We start from the raw sequence: 11674 nt of genomic DNA, 5'->3' as shown, positions 1-11674 counted from the left end.
TCCGACACGGCGGTATCAGGGGATAATCCACCTTATTCATGGGGTTAAGGCTTATTGGTTGCTGATGTATTATGACTTAATAAAAAAGCCACCTAATTGGTGGCTTTTTTAATCCTAAAAATTCTATCAATCTATGCAGGTCGCGGCCTTTTTATAACTCAGAAACGCACCGTGAGTATCGCCCAATTGCTCTTGGGCGTGGGCAAAAGCAGACCAGTGTTCGCGGGTGGGGTGCAATTGACACAGCTTTTCCAGGGTATCCCGGGCCGCCTTGTTCTCGCGCAGCAGCAGTTGGACCTTGGCCAAGCTCTGAAGATAATCGCTGTCATCGGCCCAGCCGCTACTCAGTTGTTGCAGTAGCTTTATGACTTCGGTGTCGTCCACTGTCACTATCTTGGGCAGTACCACAAAGGCCGGTTCGGGATGATCTTTTTTCAGCGCCTTGCTTAGCCATTTGATGGCATCTTCATGACGTCCAAAAGCGTGCAGCCCCAGAGCATACTGACTCATGAGTTCAGAAGATGAGCGTTCCTGACGGCTCAGCCAATGCCAACACTTGTCCAGCTCCTGTTCACTGTGGGCGACAGCATCGGTCAGCAGAGACAGGTTAATCCGGTTGCTCAGTTGGGTCAGTTGCTGCTCATCCAGCAGTTTTTGTTTGGTGATGGCGGGTAGCAGCAGTTTCAGGGCCTGCCAGTCCTGCTGTGCCAGATACAGCTCTTTTGCAAGGCGAATAATGGCGGGTTTGCTGCGACTGCTGGGATTGAATTTATCCAGCAGAATTCTGGCTTGCGCCAATTCACCCTGTTGCAGTAAATAGCGCGCCTTGGCCAGTTTAACCGAGTCCCCGTGCTGGGGATCAACCTGATCCAGTAAGGTATCCCGGGTTTCCGGCTTGCCTTGTTGATGAGCTGCGCGGGCAGCGGCCAGCAAGTTCAGCGCCGGCAGCTCGCCGTTGGCGGCACCTTTGAGCATGGCTTTTTCTGCCTGGGGCCAGTCTTCCTCCGCCAACGCCAGAGCGCCTTGAAGGGTGTGCTTCTTGGCGGCCTTATTGCGCCATTTTTGCGGTAGATATCGACTGCCAAGGAGCAGTGACAAGCCTTTGATAAAAGCGGACTCCGCAAGGTACAGCACAGCGTAAAACAGGATCAGCAGCAAAGAGGCGAACACCACACTGGTTTCTATCTGGTAGTCCCAGGCGGCGATATAAACGTAACCTGTGTTGCCTATCAAATAGGGGCTCAGGCATAAACCCATCAACACTATCAGCAGGTAAAACAGGGAACGGATCATTGACCAGTCTCCCCAGCGCTTGACTCGGCACCCAGCAGATCACCGTATTCTTTAAACTGCTGCAACAGCTTGTCAGCCTTGAAGCTTTCAATAGTGATGGGGTCAATTCTCAGGGTTTGCAGTGCGTCCAGGGCTTCCAGCGCCGCTTGGGTTTGTTCGCTGCTCAGACTGAAATACTGATAGATCCATTTACGGGCCATGGCGATGGATTGGCGATAATTCAGTTCATCATGGCGATGCAAGGCCAGTTGCGCCTGCAGCAGCTTATTGCGGACGTTTTGCTGCAGGTACCACTGCTGTTGGGGGGACAGCAGCGGCGCCAGATCGGTATTGCGATGGCGTATGGTAATGAATTCCTGAATAAGCGCCTGCCAGCTTTTGGCTAAATTAGTGCGCCAGTCATCAATGGATTCGGTCAGTTGCTGCTGATCTTCTGCTGCAATCGGCTCTGCTTCGGTGCGGTTGAGGGGCAGTTTATCCAGACCATTAATAATTTCATCAATGGCATAAAGGGTGCCGGCGGCATCGGTGATCTTGATGCTGCTGACACTGCTGATATCGCTTGCCAGCGCCTTGCGCAAGGGGAGCAGGGCGGGATTTTGCAGTGACTCAATGCGGCCATCGGCTTCTTTCAGCAGCGCCATCGATGTGGCGGGATCCCGCTCCAACCATAATTTGCGCCCGGCCAAACGGATCAGGTATTCGGTTTCGGCCAATACCCAATGGTTGGGGTCGCGCTGGGTCAGGCTATTGATGCGCTGTGCGGTTTGTTGCTGTTGGTCTTCCAATGCCTGGAGCTTTCCTGCCAGAGTCGACTGCTGTTGCAGTTGTTGGCTGAGTGCGGATATCTGGTCATTGGCATTATTCAGCGCCGTCTGCCATTGGCGCCCCGAGCTTTGATTATCCTGCTGCAGGGCCTGCATTTGCATATAGAGCCAGTAGCTGCCGCCAATGGCGCTTGCCGCAGCCAGCAAAGCAAACAGTGTGAGCACCATGAAGAACCAGGGGCGGCCCTTGGGGGCATTTTCAGCTGTTGGCTGCGGGTCCATATCCTGCGGGGTGTCCGGGAGTGTGGATTCGACTTCTTGCGGTTGGTTATCCATGAAACTGTCCTGTTAACACCTGTAATGGCGGAAAGAAGAGAATTACAGTGACAGGGCGTCAAGCATGGCCTGATGGTTGGCCGCGCCTGCATTGGTAACCCTGGTCAATCCTTTATCGCGAGCCTGAGCTTCCACCCGGCAGCTGGGCACTATGATATGACAGGAATTTAGCCAAGCAAAACACTCTTTGGGAACCAGTTTCAGCAAGTTGTCCAGCACTTCACCACTGGTCAGCAGCAAAGTATCTATCCCAAAGGCCTGCCAGGCCGCTACAGTGGCTTGTGGATCCAGTGGCGGGCAGCCACGACGATACACCTCAAGGTAATTTACCTGGGCTCCCCGTTGGCTGAGGGTTTCGGCCAGGGTTTCACGCCCACCTTCACCCCGGATAATGCCAATTTTGCGTCCGCTGACTTGGTCAAAGTCCGGCAATTGAAGCAGGCCTTCGGTCTGCTGGCAGTCGTCGGGTGCCCGGGTTACATTGAGGCCTAATTGTTCGAGTGCGGCGGCGGTGGCCTCACCCACGGCATAATAACGGCTTGTTGGCCAATGGCTGCCAAAGAGCTTGGCGGCGTGGGTTACGGCTGTGGTGCTGATGAAAATGAGCATGTCGGCCTCTTTGGCCAGGCTCAGTGCCTCCGGGCTGACGGCAATGCCCTCAACACACAGGAGCGGCGTCACCATAAAAGCGACGCCGCGTTCGGTTAACGCCTGTTGCATCTGCCCATTGCGCCCCTCTGGACGGGTCAGCAGCACCTTCATCATCAAGCCTTGGCGTATACGGCATCCAGTATGGCTTTGGCGCCTTTGCCAAGCAGCTCGTCTGCCAGTTGCTGACCCAGGCTAACCGCATCGTCCGCTGCGCCTTGGATTACGCCGGTGATAATTTCAGAACCATCGGGATTGCCCACCAGGCCGCGCAATGTCAGCTGGCCGGCATCAATTTCGGCAAAGGCACCAATGGGAACCTGACAACCACCCTCAAGGCGGGTGTTCATGGCCCGTTCGGCCAGCACCCGCAGGCGGGTTGTTTTGTGCTCCAGCGGTGCCAGCAGGGCCTTAACCCGGGCATCGTCGGTGCGACATTCAATACCTACCGCTCCCTGGCCATTGGCCGGCAGAGATTCTTCGGCGGAAATGAAAGAGGCGATACGCTCTGACAGACCGAGGCGGATCAAGCCCGCTGCGGCCAAAATGATGGCGTCATACTCACCTGAGTCCAGTTTGGCCAGGCGGGTGCCTACGTTGCCGCGCAGATCCTTGATTTGCAGATCCGGACGACGGGCGCGCAATTGACACTGGCGACGCAGGCTGGATGTACCCACCACAGCGCCATGGGGCAGTTGCTCCAGGTTGGAATAGCTGTTGGACACGAAGGCATCACGGGGATCTTCGCGTTCACAAATCACTTCCAGTCCCAAGCCTTCAGGGAAATCGACGGGCACGTCTTTCATGGAGTGCACGGCGATGTCAGCCTTGTCTTCCAGCATGGCGACTTCCAGCTCCTTGACGAACAACCCTTTGCCACCGACCTTGGCCAGCGGGGTATCCAGGATCACATCGCCCTTGGTGCTCATGGGCAACAATTCGACCACTAAGCCGGGATGAATGCGTTCCAGTTCTGCCTTAACAAATTCAGCCTGCCACATGGCCAAAGGGCTTTTACGGGTTGCGATGCGAATGAGGTTTTGCGACATGCCGTAGATTCCATATCTGGTCTGGATAAATTGCGCCAATGCTAACATTGGCCGGTGGCGAATGTCACAAATGCCTGCAGGATCTTTGAACTAGGTCCGCTTAAGCTATTTTTAAGAATGTGACGCAGGTCTCATTTATTTGCTATGTCGTTCGGGAGTGGCTAGGATGTAACACATTGTTTCCATGGAATGGCTTGGCTATATCGGATGCTGCGCTCACAGGTCTCCCATCATGCTCCCATTGAACTGTCAGAGCGGCTGAATTGCGTGCGACAGGCAAGGGCTCTGGCCTTGCTGACGCCGTTGCAACGCCATTTGTTTCACAGTATCTCCCTGCTGCTGCATTTTCACGGCCCCAGATTGCCGGGGTATAACGGTCATGAAACCCCCTGTGGTATTGCTGATTTTGCCTTGACTGAAGAAATGCAGCAGGCCGCAAAGACACTGTCACTGACCTTACCCAAATTGGTTCCCGAGTTGCCTGCAGCCATCGAGGGGGTTTATGCCATGGGCAGCACCGGCACCCTGGGGCAAAATCCCCGCAGTGACCTTGATATCTGGGTTATCCATGATGCGGCGATGCAAGGTTCTGAGTTGTCCATGCTCAAAGATAAGCTGCACAAGTTGCACCTTTGGTACGAGGGCTATGGCTTTGAGGTCAACTTCTATCTGGTGCATCCGCAACAGTTTTCCGCCGGAAAGCCCCATGGTCAGCGTCTGGCGACGGAACACAGCGGCAGTGCCCAGCACTGGCTGTTACTGGAAGAGTTCTATCGCAGCCAGATCCGTCTGGCGGGCAGGCCCTTGGCCTGGTGGCCGCTGGCGTCCAAGTTTCCTGAATGTCTGAGTCTTGGGGACGAGCACAATTTACCTGCGAGCGAATATTTCAGTGCGTCCCTGTGGCAGTTGTACAAGGGCCTGGCCAATCCCCACAAGGCCTTGCTCAAGGTGATGCTGCTGGAGACCTATGCCGTCAGCTATCCAAAGACAGTGCTGTTGACCGACAAAGTATGGCAGCACACCTGCGAAGGGGATTTTTCCACCGCCAACGACCCTTATTTTTTGCTTTATGAGGCGGTAGAGCAGTATTTGCTGCAAAAGGAAGATTGGCACCGTCTGGAAATCGTCCGCCGTTGTTTTTATCTCAAATGCGGGGTGCGTCTTTCCTGGGAATCACAGGCAAGGGATTGGCGTTGGCACAAGCTCAAGAAATTGGTGGGGGATTGGGCTTGGCCTGAAAGCCTGATACAGACACTGGATGACTGTGAACATTGGCATAGCGGCCAGTTGCAATGGTTTAACGCCCAACTGAACGAATTGCTGCTGGCCAGCTATCAGACCCTGTTGCATTTTGCCTCGGCCCATGGGCTGCGGGAGGGATTGCGCATCGAAGAACTGGGTATGCTGACCCGCAAGTTGCATACTTTTTTTCGCGAAGATAAGCGGCAAATCATCAAGTTCAACCGCCTCTGGAGCCAAAGCGTGTTGGAACCTGAATTGCTGTTACGCCGCGATTCAGATGGGGCTTTCTCCCTCTATCGTAAGCCGGAGGGCGCGGACCCTGCTACCCTGCTGTTCCAATCGGATTCACTGGCCAGGCTCATCGCCTGGGCCTGCATCAATGGTGTGTGTGACGGTCGCAGCCGTTGGACCTTGATGGGGGAATTGCCCCTGTCCGCCAAAGACGTCAGGCAACTGACCGAGCGCATCTTGCCTTGGGTGGCAGGTCGCAGTCCCAAGGTATCAAAGCAGGATCTTTGTCATCCCTGGCATTACCGTAAGGCTATTGTGCTGCTGAACATTGAACAGGATCCAAGCATCGCCTGGGAAGGCCAGGAAGTGATGGTCGATGTGACCCATGCCAATCTGTTTTCTCTGGGGCGCAAGCAGCGGAATATCCTGGGCTCGATTGACCTTTTGTTGCTCAATTCCTGGGGCGAATGGCAATGCTGCCAATTCAACGGGGAAGAAGCCTTGCTGGAAGCCCTGACCTTTGTGATGCCGGGACTGCGTCGTGCCGATGAGGATGTGGTAGTGGAGGTGATCAGTTGTGCTGCCAAACTGTCGGTGCAACTGGAAATTGCCTTGTCTACCCTGCTGAAACGTTTGCTGGCGATAGGTGCCCAGGTGAAATCTTCCAGCACTTTGATGCAACCACTGCAGGTTGGGAAACGCAGATTTGGGCTGTTTTTCAATACCATGGGACTCAAGTACCAGGACCTCAGCGACGCCAAATCCCTGTATCAACAAGTGTTTCATACCGAGTTGCTGGAATTGCCAAGGCCGGATATGGGCGACGACCCTTTTTCCAGTGCCCCAGAAGTTATCCAGCAATATGCGGCAGCAGAAGTTATTCAGTACTTTCTGCGTCCACGGGAAGAGGGTCTGGATGTGTTTATTCTGAATGCCGACAATGAGCTGAGTCATTTTATCCAGCACGGCAGTCACATTGAGGAACTGGTCAGTAAAGTGAGTTGCCAGCACGTATTTGACGGTTTGTTTGAGGTCAAACGGCGGTTCAATTTGCCGCAGTTTTTCCTGCTGGAACGCAGTGAAGGTGAGCTCAGGGTGCTGCCCTTTGCCAATGCCATGGGGGTGCAGCGGGAAGAAATGGGGGCTGAGCTATAGCCCCCTCAGGCTTACCAGCTGACGTTGATACCGCTCTGACGCTTGATGGATTCACGTACAAACGACATGAACTCCAGGCCACCATTGCGCTGGTCAATCCAGTCACCGTCAATGCAGGCGAAATGGAAGCCACCGAAACGGGTCGCCATCCAGATCTCATGCAGCGGCTCCTGTTTATTGATGACTATCACTGAACCATCGTCGAATTCCAACTGCAGCGCGCCATGGCTGGCGTCCACATCAACATCGGCACCCTGACTGTCTATGGCGTCCTCGATGGCGTTTTCTATGATGTGGAACATCTCGTCTGCTTTTTGGTGAAACTCGGAGTCTGTCATCGACATCTATTTCTGTCCTTTGCTTTCATTGGTATGGATGCGATTATAAGTCCATTAGCCATCCAGTGCACAGACGTTGAGAAAAATGAAACTGCAATTATCCCTGTTGCTTGTTAGCCTGCTGGTCGTGGGTTGTGGTCAGAAAGGCCCTTTGTATAAAACGCCGCCGGCGGCGGACAATCAGACCCAAGAACAAACAGACAAAGACAAAGCAAAACAATAAGGAATACTGTCTTGGACCACTTTAATTATCGAGGCGACACCCTGTATGCGGAAGACTGCGAGGTGGCCAAATTGGCCCGTCAGCATGGCACGCCGCTGTACATTTATTCCCGGGCGACACTGGAGCGCCATTGGCATGCCTTTGATCAGGCGGTGGCGTCCCATCCGCACCTTATCTGTTATGCAGTGAAAGCCAATTCCAACCTGGCGGTGCTGAATGTGTTGGCCCGTCTGGGCAGTGGCTTCGACATAGTCTCAGGTGGTGAGCTTGCCAGGGTGATGGCCGCGGGCGGCGATCCTGACAAGGTGGTATTTTCCGGCGTGGGCAAGAAGGTTGATGAACTGGAAATGGCGTTGGAAGTGGGCATTCACTGCTTTAACGTGGAGTCCGCTGCCGAGCTTGAACTGCTCAATGACGTGGCCGGCCGTTTGGGCAAGGTGGCGCCGATTTCGCTGCGGATCAACCCCGATGTGGACGCAGGCACCCATCCTTATATCTCCACCGGTCTCAAGGAAAATAAATTCGGTATCCCGATGGACGAGGCCGAAGCCCTGTTTCTGCGTGCCGCAAGCCTGCCCAATCTGCAGGTGAAGGGTGTGGATTGCCACATAGGTTCGCAGCTGACCGAGCTGCGGCCCTTCCTGGATGCCACGGATCGTATGCTGGCGCTGATCGATCGCCTTGCCGAAAACGGTATCGTGATTGAACACCTGGACGTGGGTGGCGGCCTGGGCGTGACCTATAACGATGAGACACCACCGCATCCGGACAAGTATGCCGAGGCTCTGCTGCAGAAAGTTGCCGGGCGGCCGTTGAAACTGATCTTTGAACCCGGTCGTGCCATCGCCGCCAATGCCGGTATCTTTGTGACCGAAGTGCTGTTCCTGAAGGACAATGGCGACAAACGCTTTGTGATAGTCGACGGTGCCATGAACGATCTTATCCGTCCTTCGCTATACAGCGCCTGGCAAAACATCATTCCCGTGACCCCCCATGAAGGTGACTCATGCCTTTGTGACGTGGTGGGACCTGTATGTGAGACAGGGGATTTCCTTGGTAAAGACCGTCAGTTGAACGTGGTGTCCGGCGATCTGTTGGCGGTGCGTTCCGCCGGTGCCTACGGCTTTGCTATGTCATCCAACTACAACACCCGCCCCAGGGCGGCGGAAATCATGGTGGATGGTGCAACAGCCAGTGTTGTCAGGGAAAGGGAAAAACTGACGCAGCTCTGGCATGGTGAGCAGATCCTGCCGTAAACTGACGCTATTCACGAGTTTGGATACCCGCCAAGGCGGGTGTCATGGTAAAGGGAAGCTATCTTGATCCATTTCACTAAGATGCACGGCCTGGGCAATGATTTCATGGTGGTCGATGGCGTGACCCAGAACGTGTATTTTTCCCCGGAGCAGATCCGTCGCCTTGCCGATCGCAATTTTGGGATTGGTTTCGACCAATTGCTCCTGGTGGAACCGCCTTACGATCCGGACCTGGACTTCCACTATCGCATCTTCAATGCCGATGGCAGTGAGGTTGAGCAGTGTGGCAATGGCGCCCGCTGTTTTGCCCGCTTTGTACGTAACAAGGGCCTGACCAACAAACACAAGATCCGGGTCAGCACCAGCAGCGGCAAGATGACCCTGAGGTTGGAACGTGATGGTCAGGTGACGGTCAATATGGGCGTGCCTGTACTGGATCCGGCCCAGATCCCCTTTAAGGCCAAAAAGGCCGAGAAGACCTATCTGATTCCGACGCCGACCCAGACCTTTTTGTGCGGGGTCGTTTCCATGGGCAACCCCCACTGTGTGCTGCAAGTGGACGATGTGGACACAGCTCCTGTGGGCGAGGTGGGCTCCTTGCTGACCCGCCATGAACGCTTCCCCAAGGGCGTCAATGTGGGCTTTATGCAGGTGTTGAGCCCGGAACATATACGCCTGCGGGTCTACGAGCGCGGCGCGGCGGAGACCTTGGCCTGCGGCAGCGGCGCCTGTGCCGCCGTGGTGGTGGGGCAATTGCAGGAAAAACTGGGAACCCAGGTGCGGGTAGACCTGCCCGGCGGTACCCTGACCATCAATTGGGAAGGCGAGGGCAAGCCCCTGTGGATGACCGGTCCCGCCCAGCACGTGTACGATGGACAGATCCCGCTATGAAAGATGTGAAACCCCTGATGACTGAACCCTTTGACGAACAGATCATCCGCGAATACCTGCTGGATAATCCTGATTTTTTCTGTCGCTATCCCGAGTTGTTGTTGGCCATGCGGATGCCCCACGGTGAACGGGGCACTGTGTCACTGGTGGAACGGCGCCAGGAATTGCTCCGCAGCCGGGTACAGCAACTGGAAGAAGAAATTACCGCCCTGATGACGATGGCCAGCCGTAATGAAAGCATCTTCCGCTTCAATAACGAGCTGTCGTTCCGCTTGTTGGAATGCGAGGACTTGGGCGAGGTGCGCCAATGCCTGTCCGAGGGGCTCAAGCAGCAATTTGGCTTCAGTCATGTACGGCTGATCACTGTCCACGATATTGACAGCGAGCTGTCGGCCATTTGGAGTAACCGCCTCGCCAAGGGGCATTATTTCGGTCGCCTCACCCAACAGGAGGCCCGCCGTCTGTTCGGTGCTGATGTGGGGTCTGTGGCCCTGACCCGCTTGTCGGAAGACTGTGGTCAGGTGGTTTTTGCCATCGCCAGCCAGGATCCGGCCCACTTCCACCCCGAGATGGATAACCTGCTGCTGGACCAGCTCAGGCGTCTGCTCGATCATCTGTTACCCAAGCTCTGAGGCCAAATGAACGATTGGCTGCAGCGCTTCGAACGTTACCTGACGAGCGAGCGACGCCTGTCAGACAAGACGGTTCGCAACTACCTGTATGAACTGAATCGGGTCAAGGCCATGGTCACCAAGGACTGGCTGACCCTGGAGCACAGGGATTTGGCTGCGGTTATGGCCAAGCTGCATCGTCAGGGATTGAGCCCCCGTTCCCTGGCGCTGTGCCTGTCGGCACTCAAGCAATTCGGTCAGTTTCTGTTGCGCCAGGGGGTGATTGAGGTCAACCCCGCTGTGGGCCTCAGCGCCCCCAAGCAAAATAAGCCGTTACCGAAAAATCTGGATCCGGATGCCATAAGCCACCTGCTCGACATCGACGGTGATGATCCGCTGGATATTCGCGATGGCGCCATCATGGAACTGTTCTACTCCTCCGGCTTACGTCTTGCCGAGTTGGCGGGCCTGGACTGTCACGCGCTTAACCTTAAGGAACAGCAGGTGCGAGTGCTGGGTAAGGGCAATAAGGAGCGGATTTTGCCCGTGGGTTCGGTGGCTATTGCGGCCCTTAGCCGTTGGCTCGATGTTCGCCGGGGCTTGCCCTGCGAGGATGATGCCCTGTTCGTCACCGCAAGGGGCAGGCGCCTGTCCCATCGCAGCATCCAGGCGCGTATCGATAAATGGGCCAAAATCCAGGGCATGGCTGTGCATGTGCATCCCCACAAACTGAGACATTCCTTTGCCACCCACATGTTGGAGTCCAGCGGTGATTTGCGGGCGGTGCAGGAGTTGCTGGGCCATGCAAACCTGGCGACAACCCAAATCTATACCAGCCTGGATTTTCAGCATCTGGCCAAGGTGTACGACGGCGCCCACCCGCGGGCGCGCAAAAAGGAACGATAATGCAGGTCTTCCAGCGGTTGCGGCCCTTTGCCGCCATCAGTTTTGACCTTGACGATACCCTGTACGATAACGGTCCCATTATCAGCCAGGCCGAAGCCGGTCTGCTGGCCTTTTTACATCAGGAGTATCCCAACAGCCGAAGCTGGCTCGCCAGCAATTGGCGCCATCTCAGATTGCAGCTGATGGCGGTGGAACCGACTCTGGCACACGATCCCACCGCGGCGAGGCGTCGGTGTTTGCGCCTGGGACTGGAACGGCTGGGATATGGCGCAGAGGAAGCCCAATCGGGCAGCGAAGCCGCCATGGCGGAGTTTTTACGTTGCCGCAGTGATTTCAGGGTGAGTGACCAGGTGCTGGACTTGCTGGAACGATTGGGCCAGCGCTGGCCTTTGATTGGCCTCAGCAACGGTAACGTCAATCCAGAGCAGATAGGCCTGGGACAGGCGTTGGAATTCGTGCTGCAGGCGGGGCAGGGCGTGCGAATGAAGCCCTTTCCGGATATGTTTGAGCTGGCCTGCGAGCGGCTGGGGATATCTGCGTCACAACTGCTGCACGTGGGTGACAGCCTGAGCGCCGATGTGACCGGTGCCCGCATGGCCGGGTGCCAGCCCGTGTGGCTGCAACTGCCTCAGGCAAGCCCGCTGGCGGCGCCGGTGCTGCCCACCATGACCATTCATGAGCTGTATCAGTTGCAGGCAATGTTAACGTAGAGCGTCAATGCGGCTGCC

General features: G+C 55.7%; 12 protein-coding genes. 7 read left to right on the top strand and 5 right to left on the bottom strand.

What is annotated here, in order from left to right; genetic code table 11:
* Window positions 1–126: 126 nt before the first annotated feature.
* Genes JYB84_RS16590 through hemC form a run of 4 tightly spaced genes read right to left on the bottom strand, consistent with a single transcriptional unit; the run spans window position 127 to window position 4093 of the window.
* Window positions 127–1293, bottom strand: a complete 1167-nt coding sequence (locus tag JYB84_RS16590; RefSeq protein WP_207321118.1) for a heme biosynthesis HemY N-terminal domain-containing protein — start codon at window positions 1291–1293, stop codon at window positions 127–129.
* Window positions 1290–2396: a uroporphyrinogen-III C-methyltransferase gene (locus tag JYB84_RS16585; protein ID WP_207321117.1), complete on the bottom strand. Its 1107-nt coding sequence runs from the start codon at window positions 2394–2396 to the stop codon at window positions 1290–1292. The genes JYB84_RS16590 and JYB84_RS16585 overlap by 4 nt, the downstream gene beginning before the upstream one ends.
* Before the next feature lie 42 nt (window positions 2397–2438).
* Window positions 2439–3158: a uroporphyrinogen-III synthase gene (locus JYB84_RS16580; RefSeq protein WP_207323276.1), complete on the bottom strand. Its 720-nt coding sequence runs from the start codon at window positions 3156–3158 to the stop codon at window positions 2439–2441.
* 2 nt (window positions 3159–3160) lie between these two features.
* Window positions 3161–4093, bottom strand: coding sequence for a hydroxymethylbilane synthase (hemC, locus tag JYB84_RS16575; protein ID WP_207321116.1), 933 nt, complete (start codon window positions 4091–4093; stop codon window positions 3161–3163).
* Between the two features lie 207 nt (window positions 4094–4300).
* Here hemC and JYB84_RS16570 point away from each other — a divergent pair, with 207 nt between their 5' ends.
* On the top strand, window positions 4301–6721 hold the full coding sequence (locus tag JYB84_RS16570) for a class I adenylate cyclase (RefSeq protein ID WP_207321115.1): 2421 nt from the start codon (window positions 4301–4303) through the stop codon (window positions 6719–6721).
* A gap of 11 nt (window positions 6722–6732) precedes the next feature.
* On the opposite strand, the gene cyaY is transcribed toward JYB84_RS16570, so the two are convergent.
* Window positions 6733–7065, bottom strand: a complete 333-nt coding sequence (gene cyaY / locus JYB84_RS16565) for an iron donor protein CyaY (RefSeq protein WP_207321114.1) — start codon at window positions 7063–7065, stop codon at window positions 6733–6735.
* Window positions 7066–7144: 79 nt separating this feature from the next.
* Here cyaY and lptM point away from each other — a divergent pair, with 79 nt between their 5' ends.
* The 6 genes from lptM (at window position 7145) to JYB84_RS16535 (ending at window position 11656) form a co-directional block, all read left to right on the top strand.
* Complete coding sequence (gene lptM / locus JYB84_RS16560) at window positions 7145–7282, top strand: LPS translocon maturation chaperone LptM (RefSeq protein WP_207321113.1); 138 nt, start codon at window positions 7145–7147, stop codon at window positions 7280–7282.
* An 11-nt stretch (window positions 7283–7293) separates the two neighbouring features.
* Entirely contained in the window at window positions 7294–8538 is a 1245-nt protein-coding gene (gene lysA / locus JYB84_RS16555; protein ID WP_207321112.1) for a diaminopimelate decarboxylase, read from the top strand.
* A 63-nt stretch (window positions 8539–8601) separates the two neighbouring features.
* Complete coding sequence (gene dapF / locus JYB84_RS16550) at window positions 8602–9429, top strand: diaminopimelate epimerase (RefSeq protein ID WP_207321111.1); 828 nt, start codon at window positions 8602–8604, stop codon at window positions 9427–9429.
* Entirely contained in the window at window positions 9426–10061 is a 636-nt protein-coding gene (locus JYB84_RS16545; RefSeq protein ID WP_207321110.1) for a DUF484 family protein, read from the top strand. The genes dapF and JYB84_RS16545 overlap by 4 nt, the downstream gene beginning before the upstream one ends.
* Window positions 10062–10067: 6 nt before the next feature.
* Window positions 10068–10946: a tyrosine recombinase XerC gene (xerC, locus tag JYB84_RS16540; protein WP_207321109.1), complete on the top strand. Its 879-nt coding sequence runs from the start codon at window positions 10068–10070 to the stop codon at window positions 10944–10946.
* The gene (locus tag JYB84_RS16535; protein ID WP_207321108.1) at window positions 10946–11656 is read left to right on the top strand and encodes an HAD-IA family hydrolase; all 711 of its coding nucleotides are present in this window, start codon (window positions 10946–10948) and stop codon (window positions 11654–11656) included. The genes xerC and JYB84_RS16535 overlap by 1 nt, the downstream gene beginning before the upstream one ends.
* Window positions 11657–11674 lie beyond the last annotated feature (18 nt).

Origin of the sequence: Shewanella cyperi, from assembly GCF_017354985.1 — a bacterium.
Taxonomy (GTDB): Bacteria; Pseudomonadota; Gammaproteobacteria; order Enterobacterales; family Shewanellaceae; genus Shewanella; species Shewanella cyperi.
This window is presented reverse-complemented; position numbering and strand designations above follow the sequence as displayed.

What these genes read in the sequence shown, in the direction of transcription:
- JYB84_RS16590 (WP_207321118.1), bottom strand. Translation starts at nt 1,293, where the DNA reads ATGATCCGTTCCCTGTTTTACCTGCTGATAGTGTTGATGGGTTTATGC.
- JYB84_RS16585 (WP_207321117.1), bottom strand. Translation starts at nt 2,396, where the DNA reads ATGGATAACCAACCGCAAGAAGTCGAATCCACACTCCCGGACACCCCG.
- JYB84_RS16580 (WP_207323276.1), bottom strand. Translation starts at nt 3,158, where the DNA reads ATGAAGGTGCTGCTGACCCGTCCAGAGGGGCGCAATGGGCAGATGCAA.
- hemC (WP_207321116.1), bottom strand. Translation starts at nt 4,093, where the DNA reads ATGTCGCAAAACCTCATTCGCATCGCAACCCGTAAAAGCCCTTTGGCC.
- JYB84_RS16570 (WP_207321115.1), top strand. Translation starts at nt 4,301, where the DNA reads ATGCTGCGCTCACAGGTCTCCCATCATGCTCCCATTGAACTGTCAGAG.
- cyaY (WP_207321114.1), bottom strand. Translation starts at nt 7,065, where the DNA reads ATGTCGATGACAGACTCCGAGTTTCACCAAAAAGCAGACGAGATGTTC.
- lptM (WP_207321113.1), top strand. Translation starts at nt 7,145, where the DNA reads ATGAAACTGCAATTATCCCTGTTGCTTGTTAGCCTGCTGGTCGTGGGT.
- JYB84_RS16545 (WP_207321110.1), top strand. Translation starts at nt 9,426, where the DNA reads ATGAAAGATGTGAAACCCCTGATGACTGAACCCTTTGACGAACAGATC.
- xerC (WP_207321109.1), top strand. Translation starts at nt 10,068, where the DNA reads ATGAACGATTGGCTGCAGCGCTTCGAACGTTACCTGACGAGCGAGCGA.
- JYB84_RS16535 (WP_207321108.1), top strand. Translation starts at nt 10,946, where the DNA reads ATGCAGGTCTTCCAGCGGTTGCGGCCCTTTGCCGCCATCAGTTTTGAC.